Annotated in this window: 2 protein-coding genes; both read right to left on the bottom strand. The window is 72.1% G+C overall.

What is annotated here, in order from left to right; genetic code table 11:
- Window positions 1-36 precede the first annotated feature (36 nt).
- Complete coding sequence (locus VGR06_RS17025) at window positions 37-1269, bottom strand: MFS transporter (protein WP_327560072.1); 1233 nt, start codon at window positions 1267-1269, stop codon at window positions 37-39.
- Window positions 1270-1480: 211 nt separating this feature from the next.
- Window positions 1481-21376, bottom strand: coding sequence for a non-ribosomal peptide synthase/polyketide synthase (locus VGR06_RS17030; RefSeq protein WP_327560058.1), 19896 nt, complete (start codon window positions 21374-21376; stop codon window positions 1481-1483).
- Window positions 21377-21411: the final 35 nt, after the last annotated feature.

A 21411-nucleotide genomic window follows, 5' to 3' on the forward strand; every position in this document is an offset into this window, starting at 1 on the left:
CCTTACGGCGGGCGCCGGGGCTCGGCTTGACGCGCGTCATCTGGCTGGGGTTTCGGGGTGGAGGGCGGGGAAGCGGCGCAGCGTGGGGCTGAGGGTGGTGCCGAGCGCGACGGCGGCGAGGGCGGCGGCGCAGATCGGGACGCCGGCGCCGCCGGCGCTGGTCATCAGGATGCCGCCGAGGAGTGGGCCGAGGGCGCCGGCGGTGCCGCCGGCGAGGCCGGTGACGCCGGCGAGGCGGCCGCGCAGCTCGTCCGGGGTGATCATCATCTGGTAGGTGAGGATGGTCGTGTTGGCCACCGGGGCGAAGAAGGCGGCCACGCCGATGATCACGCCGAGCGGGAGGCCGCCGGGGACCAGGGTCATGGTGGCGGTGAGGGCGGCGGCGATCCAGGAGAAGCCGATGACGATCACCGGGGCGGGCAGGGCCGAGTGCAGGCGGGCGGCGGCAACGGCGCCGAGCAGGCCGCCGGCGCCGAAGAACGCCATCATCAGGCCGATCTCGCCGGGGCCGGCGCGGTCCTCGCCGGCGACCGCGAGGATCACGATGACGAGGGCGCTGAACACCAGGTTGGTGAGCACCACCCAGACCATCGTCGTGCGGATCACCCGCTGCCGCAGCACCCAGCCGAACCCGGCGAGGGCACCGCGGCCCGTCTCGGGTTCGGCCGGCTCCTCGCGCGCGGGCAGCCGCAGGAACAGCAGGCCGGCGAACGACACCGCGTAGGAGATCGCGTCGGCCAGGAACGGCACGATCCGGTTGATGCTGAACAGGAAACCGCCGACGGCCGGGCCGGCGAGCCCGGCCAGGTAGGTCCGGGCGGCGTTGCGCGCGACCGCGTTCGGCAGCTGTGACTCGGGCACGATGCGCGGAACCGTGGCCTCCTCGGCGGGTCCGAACAGCGAGCTGAACGCGCCTTCGACGATGGCGACGAGCACGACGTGCCCGAACGAGTAGTGCCCGAGCAGCAGCGCGATGACGAGGCTGGCCAGCGCGAGCGCCCGGACCCCCTCGCACAGCAGCATGATCTTCTTGCGGTCGAAGCGGTCGGCCAGCACCCCGCCGGGCACCTCACCCACCATGTGCGCCGCCGCGGTCGCCGCCGACACGATGCCCATCTCCAGCGGCGATCCGGAGGTGGCCAGGATCAGCAGCGGGAACGCGATGTACGACATCTCGGTGCCCAGCTCGGAGATCACCTGGCTGGCCCACAGAATGTTGTAGTTCCCATTCCGCGACAGCGGAACCGGAGCGGCGCCGACCCGGACCATGCTCACCACGACAACCTCACCTCGCCCCGGATTGCCCGGCGGCCTCGCGAGCGCGTCACACACCTACCCAGGGGCGTAACACAGCTACGCGAACGCGAGACACACGCCGGTTCGCGGCTCCGCCTCGGCGTGTCTCGCGTCTGCGTAGTCGTGTTACGCGTCTGCGTAGTCGTGTTACGTGTTGGCGTAGTCGTGTTACGCATTCGCGTGTTCATGCCGTGCCGCCGATCTCACGTAGGGCCTGCAGGAACTCGTCGGCCAGCCGGCGGATGGTGGACTCGCGGTGCAGGTTGGTAGACCAGGTCCAGGAGAAGCCCAGCTGTCCGTTGTGGACACTGCCGGCCAGTTCGATGAGCCAGGGGCGGGTGGCGGCCGGATCCTGGTCCTCGCCGATGGGCAGTAGATCCGCGCCGAACGGGCCGGAGCCGTCGCCGGCCGCGGCGTCGAACTGGCCGAGGTAGTTGAAGCTGATCTCGGGGAGGACGGCGCCGGCCAGTTGCGGCGCGGCCCGCAGGTAGCGCAGCGCGCCGTAGCCGAGGCCGCGGCCGGGCACCGCGCGGAGCTGGCGCCGGACCAGGCGGATCACCTCGGCCCAGCCGCCGTCCGGCGGGACGATCAGGGATACCGGGAAGAGCGTGGTGAACCAGCCGACGGTCCGGGACAGGTCCACGTCGTCGAACAGGTCCTCGCGCCCGTGGCCTTCCAGGGTGATCGCCACCCGGTCCCGCCCGGTCCACCGGCACAGCACCTGGGCGGCCGCCGCCAGGAGGACGTCGTTGATCCGGGTGCGGTACGCGGCCGGCACGGTGCGCAGCAGCGTCGTGGTCTCGGCCACGCTCAGCTCGGCGGACAGGGTGGCCGTCGAGGCGACGGTGTTCTCCCCGCCGCCGTCGAGCGGGATCGGCATGATCTCCACGGACGCCCAGCGGTCCAACTCGCCGTCGAACCGGCCGGCCTCGGTGTGCTCGGCCAGCCGCCGCGCCCATTCCTGGTAGGAGGTCGTCCTGGCGCCGAGGTCGACCGGATCCCCGGCCAGCGCCTGGCGGTACGCGGTGTCCAGATCGGACATGAGGACCCGCCAGGACACCCCGTCGATCACCAGGTGGTGCGCGGTGACGAAGAGCCGCCGGCCGGTGCCGAGGTCGAACAGCAGCATCCTGATCAGCGGGCCGGTGTCCAGGGCGAAACCGCGCTGCGCGGCGACGGCGGCCGCCTCCATCGCGGCGTTCTGATCCTCCACAGTGGACAGATCGATCCGGGTGAGCACCTCGCCGGGCTCGGCCACGGCATTGTGCTGCCACCACCACCCGTCCACCGGCGTGAACCGCAGCCGCAGCGCGTCGTGGTGGTCCAGCAGCGCCGCAACCGCCACCCGCAACGCGGACTCGTCCGCGCCCTCGGCCAGTTCCACGAACACCGACTGGTTGAAGTGCGCGGCCGTGCCGGCGTGCTCGGCGAGGAACCAGTGCTGGACCGGGATGAGCGGCACCGCGCCGGTCACCGGTGCGCGGCCCGGCCGCGCCGGCTCGTCCGGCGTCGCCTCGCCGGCCAGCTCCGCGATGGTCTGCCGGAGGAACATCGCCTTGGTGGTGAGCCGGAGCCCGGCCCGCCGCGCCCGGGCCACCACCTGCATGCTCAGGATCGAGTCGCCGCCGAGCGCGAAGAAGTTGTCGTGCACGCCGACCCGCTCGACGGCGAGCACCTCCGACCAGACCTCCGCCAGGGTCTGCTCCGTCCCGGTGCGCGGCGCCACATAGCCCTCCGGCGTGGCACCGACGTCCGGAACCGGGAGCGCCCGCCGGTCCACCTTGCCGTTCGGGTTCAGCGGCAGCCGGTCCAGCAGCAGAATCACCTGCGGGACAAGGTATTCCGGCAGCTGCTCGGCCAGGAACCCGCGCACCTCCTCGATCGCGAGGTCCCCCTGCGGCACCACGTAGCCGATGAGCCGCTTGTGCCCCCCGGTCCCGGCATGCGCGACCACGGCCGCCCCGGCCACACCGGGATGCCGGTGCAGAACGGCCTCGATCTCGCCCAGCTCCACCCGGAACCCACGCACCTTGACCTGGTCGTCCCGGCGGCCTAGAAATTCCAGTACTCCACACGTCGTCCACCGCACCAGGTCGCCGGTCCGGTAGAGTCGCTCGCCGGCGTCCCACGGCGCGGCCACGAACCGCTCCGCGGTCAGCCCCGGCCGGCGCAGATAGCCCCGCGCCACACCGAGTCCGCCGATGAACAGCTCGCCGGGCACGCCTGCCGGAACCGGGTTCAGGTCCGCGTCCAGCACGAAGATCCGGGTGTTCGCGATCGGCCGCCCGATGGGCACCGGACCCGCCGGGGCCTCGGTGATCCGGTGGCAGGTGGTGAACGTGGTGCCCTCGGTCGGGCCGTAGCCGTTCACCAGCCGGAGGCCCGGGACCGCCGCCAGCACGCGGGCGCAGTGCGCGGGCGAGAGCACGTCACCACCGGCCAGCAACCACCGCAGCCCGGCCAGCAGCTCCGCCCCGGCGTCCACCACCTCGTGGAACATGCCGGCGGTGAGCCAGAGCACGGTCACCCCGGCCGAGGACAGGAACTCGCCGAGGCCCTCGACCGACGGCACCTCCACCGGGGCGACCGCCAGCGTCACGCCGTTCAGCAGGCCGCCCCAGATCTCGAAGATCGAGGCGTCGAACGACACGGGCGCGAACTGCGCCACCACGTCCGACGGCTGCCACTGGATGACGTCGGTGGCGCAGGCCAGCCGCAGCACCGACCGGTGCTCCACCGCGACGCCCTTCGGCCGCCCGGTCGAACCGGACGTGTAGCAGACGTAGGCCAGGTTCTCCGGACGCACCCCGGTCTCCGGCGGGCACGCCGCCGGGTCGCGTCGCTCGGTGTCGACGCACAGCACGGCGGCGGCCGTCGCGGGGAGCCGGTCCCGCAGCCGGCGCTCGGTGAGCACCACCGGCGCGGCGGCGTCGGTGAGCATGAACGACAGGCGCTCCGGCGGGTAGCCCGGATCCAGCGGCAGGTAGGCCCCACCCGCCTTGAGCACCGCCAGCAGGCAGACGATGACGTCCAGGCCGCGTTCCAGGCACACGCCGACCAGCACGTCCGGCCGCACACCGCGGTCCACGAGCTCGTGGGCGAGACCGTTGGCCCGCGCGTCGAGCTGCGCGTAGGTCAGGCTCGAGCCGGCGAACGTCACCGCGACGGCGTCCGGCGTCCGCGCGGCCCGGTCGGCGAAAACCTCGTGCACGCACCGGGTTGCCGGAAGCTCGGCGGCGGTGTCGTTCCAGTCCACGAGCAGCTCGCGCCGCTCCGGCGCGGTCAGCAGCGACAGCCGGCGCACGGCCGTGCCGGGGTCGGTCGCGATTCCTTCCAGCAACGCGGAAAGATGCCCGGCCATCCGCTCGATCGTGCTCGCGTCGAACAGGTCGCTGCTGTAGTCGATGGCCACCGCGAGGCCGTCGCCGGCCTCCTCGAACTGCACGACCAGGTCGTGGCTCACCGCGTCGGTGGGCAGGTCGACGTCGTCCAGGCGCAGGCCCGGCAGGTCCGTCCCGCGCGCCGGGGTGTTCTGCAGCACCACCAGCGCCTGCACCAGCGGGGTGCGGCCGGGGTCGCGGTCCGGCGCCAGCACCTCGACCAGCCGCTCGAACGGCACCTCGTCGTGCGCGAACGCGTCCAGCACGGTCGAGCGGACGCCGGCCAGGAAGTCGGTGAACGACGCCGAACCGTCCACTTCGGAACGCAGGACGACCGTGTTGACGAAGAATCCGATCAGCGGCTCCAGCTCGGCCCGGTTCCGGCCGGACACCGCCGTGCCGACCGCGATGTCGCGCTGCCCGGAGTACCGGGCGAACAGCACCTGGACGGCCGCGACCAGCGTCATGAACAACGTGGCGTCCGCCGCCCGCGACACGGTCCGCAGTCCCGCCAGGATCTCCGCGGGGATCCGGACGTCGTGGTTGGCGCCGGTCGAGGTGCGCACCGCCGGACGCGGCCGGTCGGTGGGCAGTTCCAGCGGGGTGAGGCCGTCCAGCCGCTCCCGCCAGTACGCCAACGCATCGTCCACGTTCGCCAGCCGCTTCCGTTGCCACACCGCGTAGTCCGCGTACTGCACCGGGAGCGGTGGCACGGGGTCGGGCTCGCCGCGCACCGCGGCGGCGTAGCGGGCGCCCAACTCCTCGGCGAGCAGGCCCATCGACCAGCCGTCGGTGACGATGTGGTGCAGCGCCAACGAGAGCACGTGCTCGTGCGGGCCGAACCGGACCAGGGATGCCCGGAACAGCGGGCCCTGCCGCAGGTCGAACGGGCGGGCCGCCTCCGCGCGCAGGATCACTGCTCGGTCCTCTTCGGACAGTGCGGAGGCGTCGACGGTGTCGAGTGCGACCGGAGCCGGCGGGTGGATCACCTGCACACCCCGGCCGTCCACGGAGTCGAACGTGGTCCGCAGCGACTCGTGGCGGGACACCAGCCCGTCCAGCGCGGCCGACAGCGCGGCCACGTCCAGATCTCCCGACAACCGCAGCGCGGCCACGGTGTTGTACTCGGTGCCGCCGGGCTCGAAGTCGTCCAGGAACCACAGCCGCTGCTGGGCGAAGGACAGCGGCAGTGGCTCGGCTCGGTCGGCGGTGGTGATGGGCGCCGCGCCGGCACGGTCTCCGGCCGAGAGGGCGGCCGCGAGAGCAGCGATCGTGGGAGTGTCGAACAGCTGGCGCGGGGACACCTCGACGTCCAGCGCGCCCCGGATCCGGGAGGCGGCCTGGATGCTGAGGATGGAGTCCCCGCCGAGGTCGAAGAAGCCGTCCTCGACGCCGGGCGCGGCGATGCCGAGCACCTCGGCCCAGATCTCCGCCAGCACGGCCTCGGTACGGTTGCGCGGCGCGACGTGCGGCACCCCGGTGTCCACTGTGGATGCGAGGGCGGGCAGGGCGCGGCGGTCCAGCTTGCCGGTCGGGCTCAGCGGCAGCGCGTCCAGCGTCACGAACGCGGCCGGCACCATGTACGCCGGCAGCCGTTCCAGCAGGAACGTGCGCAGCTCCAGGAGGTTCGGCTGCGCACCGGCACCGGGCACCAGGTAACCGACGAGCCGCCGGTGGCCGCCCTCGTCGTGCACCGCCGCCGCGGCCGCGGCGACCGAAGGGTGTGCGGTGAGCCAGTTCTCCACCTCGCCCAGCTCGATCCGGAAGCCGCGGATCTTGACCTGGTCGTCGACCCGGCCGAGGAACTCCAGCACCCCGTCCTGGCGCCAGCGGACCAGGTCGCCGGTCCGGTACAGCCGGCCGTAGGGCGAGCGCACGAACCGCTCCGCGGTCAGGTCCGGGCGGTTCCAGTACCCGCGGGCCACGCCGCCGCCACCGACGTACAGCTCTCCGGCCACGCCGGCCGGCATCGGGTTGCGGTCCGGATCCAGCACGTACACCGTGGTATTGGCGATCGGCCGGCCGATGGGGACGAACTCTCCGGTGCCGAGCTCGCTCGCCACGGGCCGGAACACCGTCGCGTCCACGGTCAGCTCGGTGGCGCCGTAGGCGTTCACCGCGGCACCCGGTTCGACGCGGTCGAGCAACGCGGCACAGTCGCTGGTACGCCAGCCCTCCGAGCCGACCGACAGCAACCGGAACGAGTCGAACCGGATGTTCCTGCGGACCGCTTCGTGCAGAAGCGCGTTCAGCAGGGACGGCACGATCTCCAGGACCGCCGGCCGGGTCCGCTCGATCAGGTCGACCAGCGCGGGCGGATCGGTGACCGTCTCGGTTGGACAGATCACGAGCGAGCCGCCGAAGGTCAGCGAGCGGATCACGTCGGCGACGAACAGGTCGACCCCGATGCCGGACACCGACAGCACCCGGGGCTTCAACTCGGTGAGCCCGTAGTCCTGGTCCCAGGCATGCGTGATGTGGCACAGGTTGGCGTGGTCCACCATGACCCCCTTCGGGGTCCCCGTGGTGCCCGAGGTGTAGATGACGTAGGCCAGGTTCTCTTGGGAGACAACGATGTCCGGCGCGGACCGGGACCCGCCGGGCAGGTCCTCCAGGCACACCGCGGTCGCGTCGTGCCCGGGCAGCCGGTCCAGCAACGCCTTCTCGGTGACGATCACCGCGGCCGAGGTGTCGGCGAGCACGAACGCCAGCCGCTCGGCCGGGTAATGCGGATCCAGCGGTACGTACACGCCGCCGGCCTTGAGCACGCCGAGCAGCCCGATGACCGCGTTGTGGCCGCGCTCGACGTACAGGCCGACGCGGACGCCCGGACCGACCCCGAGATCCGCGAGCCGGGCGGCGAGCTGGTTCGCCCGCGTGTCGAGCTCGGCGTAGGTCAGCGCCTCGGTGCCGTGCTCGACGGCGACCGCGTCCGGATGCTGCCGGACCTGGTCGGCGAACCGCTCGGGCAGGGTCCGGGTGTCCGGGTTCCCGACCTCGGTGCGGTTCCACTCGACGAGCATCCGGTGCAGCTCGGCGTCGCTCTGCATGGGCAGCTCGGCGAGCCGCCGCTCGGGATCGGCGAGCAGCCCGTCGAGCAGGATCGCCAGGTGCTCGCCGAGCCGCTCGACGGTGACCGCGTCGAACAGCTCCGGGTCGTAGTGCAGCAACAGGTGCAGCCGGTCGTCGGTGTGTGCGGTCAGGGTCAGCGGGTAGTTGGTGGCGTCGTCCTCCTCCATGTCCCGGACCCGCACGCCGACCCGGTCGAGCAGGTCGGGGTCGTACGGGTAGTTCTCGAACACCACGAGCGTGTCGAACAGGTTGGTGCCGCGCGGAACCTCGCTGACCGCCTGGACCTCGGCCAGCGAGACGTACTCGTACTGCCGCGCCTCCACCTGCTCGGCCTGCAGCGCACGCAGCCACGAGACGGCGTCGCGGGTGCCGTCGATCCGCACCCGGACCGGCAGCGTGTTGATGAACAACCCGACGATGTCGTCCACTCCGGACAGTTCGCCGGGTCGCCCGGAGACGGTGGCACCGAAGCACACGTCCTGTTCGCCACTGTGCCGGGACAGCAGAATGGCCCACAGTCCCTGCAGGATCGTGTTCACCGTCAGCTGGTTGCGCCGGGCCAGTTCGAACAGCCGCGCGGACTGCCCGCCGGGCACCGCGACCGGGACCTCGACGGCACCCTTCGCGCTGTGGGCCCGCACCGGTGGCCGGTCGAACGGCAGCCGGGTGGGTGCCTCGAAACCAGCCAGAGCGGCGCGCCAGTGCTCCGCCGCGGCGGCCCGATCCTGGCCGGCCAGCCATTCGACGTAGTCACGGAACGGGCGGCGCGGCAGGGCGGCCGGCTCGGTGCCACTGACCAGTCCGGTGTAGACGGACAGCGCCTCACCGGAGACGTCCGCCGTGCTCCAGCCGTCCAGCAGCAGGTGGTGCATGGTCTCCACGAGCAGTACCGAGTCGTCGGACAGTCGGGCGATGGCCATGCGCAGCAGTGGCGGCGCGGTGAGGTCGATGCCCGCGGCCCGGTCGGCTGCCAGGTACTCCGCCAGCGCCACCCGGCGCTGCTCAGCCGTCAGGTCACGCCAGTCGAACCGCGCGACCGGCAGCCGGACGTCCCGGTGGACCACCTGCACCGGCTCGGGTAGCCGCTCCCACGCGATCGCGGTGCGCAGTACCGGGTTCCGGTCGACGACCCGCTGCCAGGCCACGGCGAGCAGGTCGGGATCGGTCACCCCGTCGAGCACGGCGGAGGACTGGTTGAGGTAGACGTCGTCGTCCGGAGTGGACAGTGAGTGGAACAGCATGCCGCTCTGCATGGGCGTCAGCCGGTACACGTCCTCGACCGCGCGGCCGTCGCCCACCAGAAGATCCACTGTGGACTGATCCAGCCGGGCCAGCGGGAAGTCCGACGGCGTGGCACCGCCCGCACCGGGTTCCGCGCAGTGCCGGGCGATCTGCCCCAGGGCGGCCACCAGCCCGGTCGCCAGGCGCTCGATCGTCGCCTCGGTGTGCACGCCGGCCGCGTAGGTCCAGGAGAACGTGAGCCGGCCCTGCTCCACCATCCCGACGATGTCGATGAGGAACGGGCGGATCTCCCGCGGATCCTGGATCTCGCCGGACAGCTCGGAATGGCCGCGGAACAGGACGCCCTCGCTCATTCCGTCGACCTGGCCGTGATAGTTGAACGAGATCGCCGGCCGCACACCCGCGCCGGACCAGGCGGGGCTGAGGTAGCGCAACACGTCATAGCCGAGCCCGTTGCCGGGCACCGCCCGCAGCTGCTCCTTGACCGACTTGAGCACCTCACCCCAGCCATCCTCGGAAACGTCGAGCACGACCGGGAAGTGCGTGGTGAACCAGCCGACGGTGCGGCTGAGATCGATGTCGGAGAACAGCTCCTCGCGACCGTGCCCCTCCATGCCAACCAGCACGCGCCGCTCGCCGGTCCATTCGGACAGCACCCGGCCGAGCGCGCTGAGCAGCACGTCGTTCATCCGGGTCCGGTAAACCGGCGGCACCTCGTGCAGCAGCGCGGCCGTGGTCTCGGCGTCGACCGCCACGGTGACGGTCCGCTCGGAGCCGCTGCGGTTCTCCCCCGGCAGGTCGACCGGCACCGCCGCCGGCAGCTCGGCCGTGGCGGCCCGCCAGTAGTCGAGTTGATCATCGAGGCCACCGCTGGCGGCGAACTCGGCCAACCGGCGGGACCAGGCCACGAACGACGTCGTCCGGGGCTCCGGCTCGCGGCCCTGATACGCACTGTCCAGATCGGACAGCAGGATCCGCCACGACACGCCGTCGACGACCAGGTGGTGGATGCTGAGCAGCAGGAGCGAGGGCAATCCCTTGCCGCGCACGAACAGCACGGCCTTCGCCAGCGGCCCGCGGGCCAGGTCGAGGCTCGCGTTCGCGGCCGTGGCCAGCTCCTGGATGTCCTGATCCGTGGCGTCGACGGTCTCGAATACGGTGTTGTCCTCGCTGGGAGCGTTGACCTGCCGCCACCGGCCGTCCACCCGCTCGAACCGCATGCGCAGCGCGTCGTGGTGCGCCACCAGGGTTTCGAACGCCGTGCGTAGCCGCTCGGGGTCCACACCGCCGGCCAGCTCGAGGCAGACCGGCATGGCGTAGTGGTCGGGGTTGACCGTCTGCGTCTCGAAGAACCAGTGCTGGACCGGGGTCAGCGGCGCCGCGCCCGACACCGGCCCCTGCGGCTCGGCGGCCGGCACGTCCGGCGTCACCTCGGGCGCCAGCGCCGCAATGGTCTGCCGCTGGAACAGCTGCTTGGACGTCAGGCGCAGCCCGGCTCGCCGCGCCCGGGAAACCAGCTGGATGCTCAGGATCGAGTCGCCGCCTAGGTCGAAGAAGTTGTCCAGGACACCGACCCGGTCGACGCCGATCACCTCGGCCCAGATCCCGGCCAGGGCGTGCTCCACCTCGGTGCGCGGTGCGACGTAGGCATCCTCCAGCTCGGGCAGCCCCTCCGGGGCGGGCAGGGCACGGCGGTCGAGCTTGCCGGCCGGGGTCAGCGGCAGCTTGTCCAGCGGCACGAACGCGGCCGGCACCATGTACTCGGGCAGCCGTTCCTCCAGGTAGGTGCGCCACTCGGCGGCGGTCGGAGCCGCGCCGTCGCGCGGCACCACGTAACCGACCAGCCGGGTGCGGCCGCCATCGGTCAGCGCCGCCGCGGCGGCCGCGGCCACGGCCGGATGCGCCGCCAGCCAGTTCTCCACCTCGCCGAGCTCGACCCGGAAACCGCGGATCTTGACCTGGTCGTCGACCCGGCCGAGGAACTCCAGCACCCCGTCCCGCCGCCAGCGGACCAGATCACCGGTCCGGTACAGCCGGTCCGCGCTCCACGGCGACCGGATGAATCGCTCCGCGGTCAGGTCCGGGCGGTTCCAGTAGCCGCGGGCCACCCCGCCACCGCCGATGTAGAGCTCGCCGGGAACCCCGACCGGCACCAGCTCGCGGTTGGCGTCCAGCACGTAAACGGTGGTGTCGGCGAGCGGCCGGCCGATCGGAACGAACTCTCCGGTGTCCAGAGTGGACTGGTCAAGGGCTGGACGGTACACGGTGCCGTCCACGGTGGTCTCGGTCGCGCCGTAGGTGTTGACGGCGGCGGCCGGATCGACGCGACCGAGCAGCTCCACGCAGTCGCTCGTGCGCCAGCCCTCCGAGCCGACGGTGAGCATGCGCAACGAGTCCAGCCGGGTGCCCCGGCGCACCGCCTCCTGCAGCACCGCGTTCAGCAGGGTCGGCACGATCTCCAGGCCCGCCGGCCGGGTGCGCTCGATCAGGTCGAGCAGCGCCGGCGGGTCAGTCACCGTCCCGGTAGGACAGATCACCAGCGAGCCGCCGAACGGCAGGGACCGGAACACGTCGGCGATGAACAGGTCGACGCCGGTCCCGCACACCGACAGCACCCGAGGCTTGAGCTCGGTGAGCCCGTACTCCAGGTTCCAGGCCTTGATGATGTAGCACAGGTTGCGGTGCTCGATCATCACGCCCTTCGGCTTCCCGGTGGTGCCCGAGGTGTAGATGACGTACGCCAGGTTGTCTTTGGTGACAACGATCTCCGGCGGGCGGGCGGGCAGCCGGTCGAGCTCGGCGCGGTCCCGGTCGAGGCACACCACCGCCGTGTCCGGCGCCGGCAGCCGGTCCAGCAACGACTCCTGGGTGACGAGCACCGGCGCCGCCGTGTCGGACAGCATGAACGCCAACCGGTCTGCCGGGTATCGCGTGTCCAGCGGCACGTAGACCCCACCGGCCTTGAGCACGCCGAGCAGCCCGATCACGGCGTACAGGCCGCGCTCGACGAACACCCCCACCGGGACGTCCGGGCCGACCCCGAGCTCCCCCAGCCGGTGTGCGAGCCGGTTCGCCCGCGCGTCGAGCTCGGCGTAGGTGAGGACATCGGTACCGTGCTCGACGGCGACCGCGTCCGGCTGCCGCCGGACCCGGTCGGCGAACTCCTCGTGCGCCAGGCGGAAACCCGGACCGTCCGACGCGGTCCGGTTCCACTCGATCAGCAGCTGCTGACGCTCCACATCGGACAGCAGCGGGAGCCGGGCGACGGGGGTGGCCGGGCCGGCGGCGATGCCGTCGAGCAGCACGCGCAGGTGGCCGACCATCCGCTCGATGGTCGAGGCGTCGAACAGATCGGTGTTGTACTCGACGAAACCGGCGAGCCTGCCGTCCCGCTCGTAGAAGTCCAGCGACAGGTCGAACGCGGCCGCGGCGACCGGCGGCAGGAACTCCTCGATCCGCAGCCCGGGCAGGTCCAGGTCCCGGCTGGGATTGTTCTGCAGCGCCACCATCGCGGAGATCAGCGGGGTGCGGCTGAGGTCGCGTTCCGGCGCGAGCGCCTCCACCAGCCGCTCGAACGGCACCTGGTCGTGCGCGAACGCGTCCAGCACGGTGGCGCGCACCGCGGCGAGCAGGTCGGTGAACGGCAGCGAGCCGTCGACCTGGGAGCGCAGCACCAGGGTGTTGACGAAGAATCCGACCAGCCGCTCCAACTCGACGCGGTTCCGGCCGGAGGTCACCGTGCCCACCGCGATGTCCTGCTGGCCGGAGTAACGCGCGAACAGCACCTGCGTCGCGGCCACCAGCAGCATGAACGTCGTCACGCCCTGCTCGCGGCAGAGCTCGGTCAACCGTGCGGAAAGCGCAGCCGGCAGCGCGAACGGCAGCACGGCGCCGACCGGCCGGCGCACGGCGGGACGTGGCCGGTCGGTCGGCAGCTCCAGCGGATCGAGCCCACGCAGCTGCTGCTCCCAGTAGGCGATCCCGTCTTCGAGGGACCGGTCCCGTTGCCACACCGCGAAGTCCGCGTACTGCAGCGACAGCGGCGGCAGTTGCGCCGGCACGCCCCGGGTCGCCGCGGCGTAGAGCGTGCTCAGCTCGTCGGCGATGATCTCCATGGACCAGCCGTCGGTGATGATGTGGTGCAGGGTCAGCATCAGCACGTGCTCGTGCTCGGCCAGGCGCACCAGCAGCACCCGGAACAGCGGGCCCTCGCGCAGGTCGAACGGCTGGCGAAGCTCCGCGCCCAGCAACGGGTTCAGCTCCGCCTCGGTGGTCTCGACCAGTCGGACCGCCACGTCCGAGGGTGGGTGCACGAGCTGCACGCCGTGCCCGTCCACGGTGCCGAACGTGGTGCGCAGCGGCTCGTGCCGGGCGACCAGGCCGTTCAGGGCGGCGCGGAGGGCGGCTTCGTCCAGGTTTCCGGTCAGTCGCATCGCCGTGATCGTGTGGTACTCGGTGCTGCCCGGGTCGAGGTCGTCGAGGAACCACAACCGCTGCTGGGCGAAGGACAGCGGCAGCGGGCCGGCACGGTCCACGGTCGCGATCGGATCGTCCGCGGCCGTGCCGGTGCCGGCGATGGTCCCGGCCAGCCCGGTGATCGTCGGCGTGTCGAAGAGCTGGCGGGGTGACAGGGGCTTGCCGAGCACCGCGCGGATTCGGGACGTCACGCCGATGCTCAGGATGGAGTCGCCGCCCAGGTCGAAGAAGTTGTCCTCGACGCCGATCCGGTCCAGACCGAGCACCTCGGACCAGATGGCGGCCAGCGCCTGCTCGGTGGCATTGCGCGGAGCCACGTAGCATGCGTCCCCATCCGGGCGGCCCTCGGGGGCCGGCAGGGCGCGCCGGTCGATCTTGCCGGTCGGGGTCAGCGGCAGCTCGGCCAGCGCCACGAACGCGGACGGCACCATGTAGCCGGGCAGCGAGCTGCCCACGAACGCGCGCAGCTCCGCGGTGCTCGGCGCGGAACCGTTGGTGGAAACCACATAGCCGACGAGCTGGCGCACGCCGGGGCGGTCCTCGCGCACGGTCACCGCGGCCCGCGCCACGCCGTGGTGGGCCTCCAGCGCGGCCTCGATCTCGCCCAGCTCGATCCGGAACCCACGGATCTTCACCTGATCGTCGGCCCGGCCCAGGAACTCCAGGTTTCCGTCCGGCCGCCAGCGCGCCAGATCACCGGTCCGGTAGAGGCGTTCCGAGGCGTCCCAGGGCGCCGGCAGGAACCGACGCGCGGTCAACTCGGGTGCGTTCCAGTACCCGCGCGCCACCCCGCCGCCGGCGACGAACAGCTCCCCCGGAACTCCGACCGGCACCGGGCGCAGGTCGCGGTCCAGCACATACACGCGCATGTTGGGCAGGGGCCGGCCGATGGGGACGAAAGTGCGATGAAGGCGGCCTTCGGGACGTTCAATGCCCTGAAGGCCGCCTTCATCGCACTCGACCCCCGTCGCGTCGACCGTGGTCTCAGTGGCCCCGTAGGCGTTGACCACCAGCGTGTCCGGCCCGACATGCCGGAGCAGCTCGGCGCAGTCGGCCACGCGCCAGCCCTCGGAGCCGACGGACAGCAGCCGCAGCGAGTCGAGCCGGATCCCACGGTGCGCGGCCTCCTCGACCACCGCCTTGGCCAGCGACGGGCTGATCTCCAGGGCGTTCGCCCCGGTCCGCTCGATGAGGTCGAGCAAGGCGGGCGGGTCGGTGACGACCTCGGTGGGGCAGACCACCAGGCAGCCGCCGAAGAAGACCGAGCGGAGCAGATCGGCGAAGAACAGGTCGACGGAGATGCTGGCCACGCAGGCGAACCGCGGCCGCAACTCGCTCAACCGGTAGGCGGACTCCCAGGCGTGGGCGACCCACCACAGGTTGCGGTGCTCGATCATCACGCCCTTCGGGGTGCCGGTCGAGCCGGAGGTGTAGACCACATAGGCCAGGTCGTCCGGGGTCACACCGGCCCGCGGCGGGGTCGCCGGGTGCAGGGCGATCGTGGACCGGTAGTGGTCGAGCCGGACGAGCGTGGCGCCGTGCTCGCCGAGCCGGCCGGCCAGCGCGGACTCGGTGACCACCACCGGCGCGGCGGTGTCGGCCAGCATGAGACCCAGGCGCTCGGCGGGAAACTCGGGGTCCAGCGGCACGAACGCCCCGCCGGCCCGGAGCACGCCGAGCATCGCCACCACCACGTCGAGGCCGCGCGGCAGGCAGATCCCCACCGGCACGCCCGGCGCCACACCGAGCCCGGTCAGGTGGTGGGCCAGCCGGTTGGTCCGCTCGTCCAGCTCGGCGAACGTGAGCGAGTCCGGTCCACTGATCACCGCGGTCTCGTGCGGCCGGGCGGACACCTGGCGGGCGAACAGGTCGTCAATGCACCGGGCCGGCGGGAACTCCTCGGCAGTGCCGTTCCACCCGGCCAGCAGCCGGCGCTCGGGCTCGGTGAGCATCGACACGGCGGCAAGGCTCGCCGGCTCGGCGGCGAACCCGAGAAGCAGCGTGCGGAGGTGCTCGAGGATCCGCTCGGCCGTCGCGCGGTCGAACAGCGCCGGATCGTAGCCCAGCGCCAGGTCGAGGTCCCGGCCGGCGTGCGCGACCAGGCTGAGCGGGTAGTTGGTGCTCTCCACGGCGTCGAACTCCCGCACCGCGAGGCCGAGCCGGCCGGCTTCGTCGGCGTCGTACGGGTAGTTCTCGAACACCACGATGCTGTCGAACAGGTTGGCCTCGCGCGGCACCTCGCTCCAGGAGCGCAGCTGCGCCAGCGAGACGTGGTCGAACTGGCGCGCCTCGACCTGCCCGTCCTGCACGGAACGCAGCCACGCCAGCGGATCCCGGTCGCCGTCCACGGTCAGCCGCACCGGCAGCGTGTTGATGAACAGGCCGACGATGGTGTCGACGCCGGGAAGCTCCGCCGGCCGCCCGGACACCGTTGCGCCGAAGCAGACGTCGGATTCGCCGCTGTACCGGGACAGCAGCATCGCCCAGGCGCCCTGCACCACCGTGTTGACGGTCAGCCGGTGCTGCTTGGCGAACGCGTACAGCTCCGCCGCGTCGCCCTCGCCGAGGCGCAGCGCGATCTCCTCGGTGGAGCGCGCCTCGTGCACCCCGCCGGGCGCCCGGTCGAACGGCAGCGGGGTCGGCCCGGAAAGTCCATTGAGGACACTGCGCCAGTACTCCCCGGCGGCGTCGCCGTCCCGAGTGGACAGCCAGCTGAGGTAGTCACGGAACGGGCGCCGGGCCGGCGGAAGGTACCCGGCGCCGCCGGCGTACTCCCCCAGCACCTCGGACAGGATCTGGGTGCAGCTCCACCCGTCCAGCAGCACGTGGTGCGACGACCACAGGACGCGGACGCTGGCGTCGGACAGCCGGATGACGGTCAGCCGCATGAGCGGCGGGGCGGCGAGGTCGATGCCTTCGGCGCGGTCCCGGGCAAGCACGGCGCGGAACCCGTCCCGCTGCTCGGGCTCGGGCCGGTCGCGCCAGTCCAGGTGGGTGACCGGCAGCCGCGCCTCCCGGTGCACGACCTGGAGCGGCTCGCGCAGCCCGTCCCACACGATGGCCGTGCGCAGCACCGGAATCCGGCTCGCCACCCGCTGCCAGGCCTCGCCGAGCGCGGCCGGATCGGTGACGCCGTCCAGGGTCAGCCCGAACTGGTTGGCGTACACGTCAGAGTCCGGTTTGGACAGTGAGTGGAACAGGATGCCGCTCTGCATGGGCGTGAGCGGGTACACGTCGCTGATCGACTTTCCGTCGCCGGCGACGCGGTCCACGGTGCGCTGGTCCAGCCGGGCCAGCGGGAAGTCGGACGGCGTGCAGCCACCGGCGCCGGGTTCCGCGCAATGGTCGACGATCCGGTTCACCGCGTCCACCACACCGGTGGCCAGCCGCGTGATCGTCTCCTCGTGGTGCACCGCGGTCGAGTAGAGCCAGCGGAACTCCAGCTCGCCGTCCTCCACCACCGCGATCACGTCCAGCAGGTGGGCGCGCTCCTGCCCGGGATCGTGGTCCGGGCTGGAGTCCGGAAGCCGGCGGCGGATCAGCTCGCCCGGCGCGGTGTCGAACCGGCCCAGGTAGTTGAAGCTGACCGCCGGGTGCGGCCCGGCCGCCAACCCCGCGCAGTACCGCAGCACGCCGTATCCCAGGCCCCGCCCGGGAACCGCGCGGAGCTGCTCCTTCACCGACGTCAGCAGCGCGCCCCAGTCACCGTCGGAGATGTCCAGCACGACCGGATGGAGCGTGGTGAACCAGCCGACCGTGCGGGACAGGTCGACATCGTCGAACAGGTCCTCCCGCCCATGGCCCTCCAGCGCGACCGGCACCCGCCCGCGCCCGGTCCACCGGCCCAGCACCCGGCCCAGCGCGGCCAGCAGCACGTTGTCGGTGCGCGTCCGGTACACAGTGGACACGTCCTGCAGCAGCGCCCGGGTGCGCTCGGCGTCCAGCCGGGCGGTCACCACCCGCGTGCTCGCCACGGTGTTCGCCCCCGCCGCGTCCACCGGCAGATCCGGGTCCACCCGGCCGCCCAGCTCGGCCCAGTAGTCCCGCTCCCCGTCGAACCCGCCCTCGGCCGCGCGCCCGGTCAGCCGCCGCGCCCACCGCTGGACCGATGTCGACCGCGGCCCGAGGTTCGCCGACTTGTCGCGGGTAGTTCCCGCGACAAGTGGGACCTGTCGTGGGTAGTTCCCGCGACAAGTCGAGCCGTAGGCGAGCTCGAGGTCGGTGAGGAGGATCCGCCAGGACACCGCGTCCACCACCAGATGGTGTGCGGTCAGCAGCAGCTGCCGGCCGCCGATCAGGGCGGCGCGGAACACCGGCCCGGCGGCCAGATCCAGGCCGGCCTTCACGTCTTCGACCTGGTCTACAGTGGACAGCCGGTCGAACGCGGCCGGCTCGACCGGGGCGACGTGTTGCCGCCATTGGCCGTCCTCGATCACGAACCGGGTCCGCAGCGCGTCGTGCTGCTCCACCAGTGCGTCCAGCGCCGCGCGGAGGGTGGCCTCGTCGAACCCGGCCGCCAGCTCCAGGAGCACGGACTGGTTGTGGTGCGCGGGGTTGACCGTGACGGTGTCGAAGAACCAGTGCTGGATGGGGGTGAGCGGTACGTCGCCGGTCACCGGCCCCTCGCCGGCCGGGGTGATCTCCTCGACGGACAGTTCGGCGGCGAGATCGGCGATGGTCTGCCGGAGGAACATGGCCTTCGAGGTCAGCGCCAGCCCGGACTGCCGGGCCCGGGACACCACCTGCAGGCTCAGGATCGAGTCGCCGCCGAGGTCGAAGAAGTTGTCCTGCACGCCGACCCGCGGCACGCCGAGGGCCTCGGCCCAGATCCCGGCCAGCGCCTGCTCGACCGGGGTGCGCGGCGCGACGTAGGCGCCGTCCAGCTCGGGCCGCCCCTCGGGCGCCGGCAATGCCCGGCGGTCCAACTTTCCGTTGCCGGTCAACGGAAGCTCCGGCAGCGTCACGAACGCGGCCGGCACCATGTACCCCGGCAGCTCGCCCGAAAGGAACGCGCGCAGCTCGCTGGCGCTCGGCGCGGCCTCCCCGGCCGGCACCACGTAACCCACCAGACGCCGGTCGCCCGGGCCGTCCTCCCGCACGATCACGGCGGACTGCGCCACGCCGGGATGCCGCTGCAACGCCGCCTGCACCTCGCCCAGCTCGATCCGGAACCCGCGGATCTTGACCTGGTGATCCGTGCGGCCCAGGTACTCCAGGTTTCCGCCGGACGTCCACCGCGCGAGGTCGCCGCTGCGGTACATCCGCTCCCCGGGTGCGCCGTACGGGTTCGCCACGAACCGGGCCGCGGTCAACCCGGGACGGTTCAGGTAACCCCGCGCCAACCCCGGCCCCGCCACGTAAAGCTCGCCGGGCACGCCCTCCGGCACCGGGCGGAGCGCCGCGTCCAGCACGTACATCCGGAGGTCCGGCATCGCGGTGCCGACCATGCTCCCGGTCGCCCGCCGCGCGAGCTCCCGGTCCAGGGCCAGGTACGACACGTGCACGGTGGTCTCGGTGATGCCGTACATGTTGACCAGCACCGGCGCGTCGTCGGCATGCCGCTCGTACCAGTCGCCCAACCGGGCCAGATCCAGCGCCTCACCGGCGAACACCGCCTGGCGCAGCGCGAGCTGCCGGCCGAGCTCGGGGTTCTCCCGGTCGGCGCGGACGAGCTGGTAAAACGCCGACGGCGTCTGGTTGAGCACGGTGACCCGCTCGCGCACCAGCAGCTCGAGGTAGTCCTCCGGCGAGCGGTTGACCCCGGGCGGCACGACGACGAGCCGCCCGCCGTGCAGGAACGCCCCCCACAGCTCCCACACCGAGACGTCGAACGCGTAGGAGTGGAACAGGGTCCACACGTCGTCGGGGCCGAAGCCGTAGTACGGGCGCGTGGTCCGCAGCAGCCGCACCACGTTGGCGTGCGTGACCGCGACGCCCTTGGGCCGCCCGGTCGACCCGGAGGTGTAGATCGTGTAGGCCAGGTTGTCCGGAACCGTGCGGACCTCGGGCGGCGTGGCCGGCAGTTCGTCCACAATGGACCATCCGGTGTCCAGGCACACCGTGCTGACGTCCGCGGCGGTGAACCGGTCGCGCAGCGCGTCCTGGGTGAGCAGCACCCGAACCCCGGAGTCCGCCAGGATGTACGCCACACGGTCGGCCGGCTGCTCGGGGTCGAGCGGCACGTACGCGCCGCCGGCCTTGAGCACGCCGAGCAGCCCGACCACCAACTCGAGGCTCCGTTCTACGCACACGCCCACCAGAACGTCCGGCCCGACTCCTTGAGAGACAAGGAAATGTGCCAGCTTGTTGGCCCGCTCGTCCAGCTCGGCGTAGCTGAGGCCCGCGCCCTCGAACGTCAGCGCGGTCGCGTCCGGGGTCCGCGCGGCCTGTGCGGCGAACCGCTCGTGCAGGCACTCCCGCACCGGCGCCGTGAGCTCGGCGGGGTTCCAGTCCACCAGAACCTGCCGCCGCTCCGCCCCGGTCAGCACCGGCAGATCCCGCACGGGGGTGGCCGGGTCGGTGACGATTCCCTCCAGCAGCACCAGAAGGTGCCCGACCATCCGCTCGACCGTCGCCTCGCCGAACAGGTCCGTGCTGTAGCTGAACAGGCCGGACAGCGCCCCGTCCCGCTCCCGGAAGTCGACCATCACGTCGAAGCTGGCCGCGGACACCGGCGGCACGAACTCGGTGATCCGCAGTCCCGGCACCTCAAGCGTGCGGGCCGGGGTGTTCTGCAGCACGACCAGCGCCTGCACCAGCGGCGTCCGGCTCGGATCCCGCTCCGGTTGGAGGATCTCCACCAGCTTCCCGAACGGCACCTCGTCGTGCGCGAACGCGTCCAGCACGGTCGAGCGCACCCGCGTCAGGAGCTCGGTGAACGGTAGGGAGAAGTCCACATCGGAGCGTAAGGCCACGGTGTTGACGAAGAACCCCACCAGGTTCTCCAGCTCCGCACGGTTCCGGCCCGATGTCACCGTGCCCACGGTGACATCGGGCCGACCGGTGTACCGGGCGAACAGCGCCTGCACGGCCGCCACCAGAACCATGAACAGTGTCGCGCCCGATTCATGGCCCAGCTGCGCCAACCGCCCGGTCAACCCGGCAGGAACCTCGAAGGGAAGAATCGCGCCCGCCGACGTCCGCACCGCGGGGCGCGGCCGGTCCGTGGGCAGTTCCAGCACGGGGACACCGTCAAGCTGCCGCTGCCAGTACTCGATGCCCGCGTCCACTGCCCGGCCGGCCAGCCGCTCCCGCTGCCAGGCCGCGAAGTCGGCGTACCGCACCGGAATCGCCGGCAGCCCGGCCGGCTGGCCACTGAGCTCAGCGGTGTACAGCACACCCAGCTCGGCGATGATCAGCCCGATCGACCACCCATCGGTGATCATGTGATGCATGTTCAGCAGCAGCCGGTGTTCCCGCTCATCCAGCCGCACCAGCAGCGCCCGGAACACCGGGAGCCGGCGCAGGTCGAACCGGCGCGCCAGCTCCTCGCGCAACACCTCGTCCAGTGCCTCCGGGGAATCCGAGAGATCCACGACCGGCAGCGACACCTCGTGCGTCGGGTTGACCACCTGCACGCCCCGCCCGTCCACCGAGTCGAACGTGGTGCGCAGCGACTCGTGCCGGGCCACCAGCGCGGTCAGCGCCGCCCGCAACGCCGCGACGTCCAGTTCGCCGGAAAGCCGCAGACCGCACGGGCTGTGGTACTCGACGCTGTCCGGCTCGAACTCGTCGAGGAACCACAACCGTTGCTGCGCCAGCGACATCGGCAGCTCGTCACCCAGAACCGGCGTGATGTCCGGGTCAGCTGGGGAACCCGCGACGCGACCGGCCAGCTGCTGGCGGACCAGCTCGCGGACCTCCGGGGGTAGGGCCGCGAGCCGGTCGTCGCGCGCGGGCTGAACATCCATCGCAGTTCTCCCGATCAGTGATCAGTGGGTCGTTT

Source organism: Actinophytocola sp., assembly GCF_036002505.1.
GTDB lineage: Bacteria > Actinomycetota > Actinomycetes > Mycobacteriales > Pseudonocardiaceae > DASYTH01.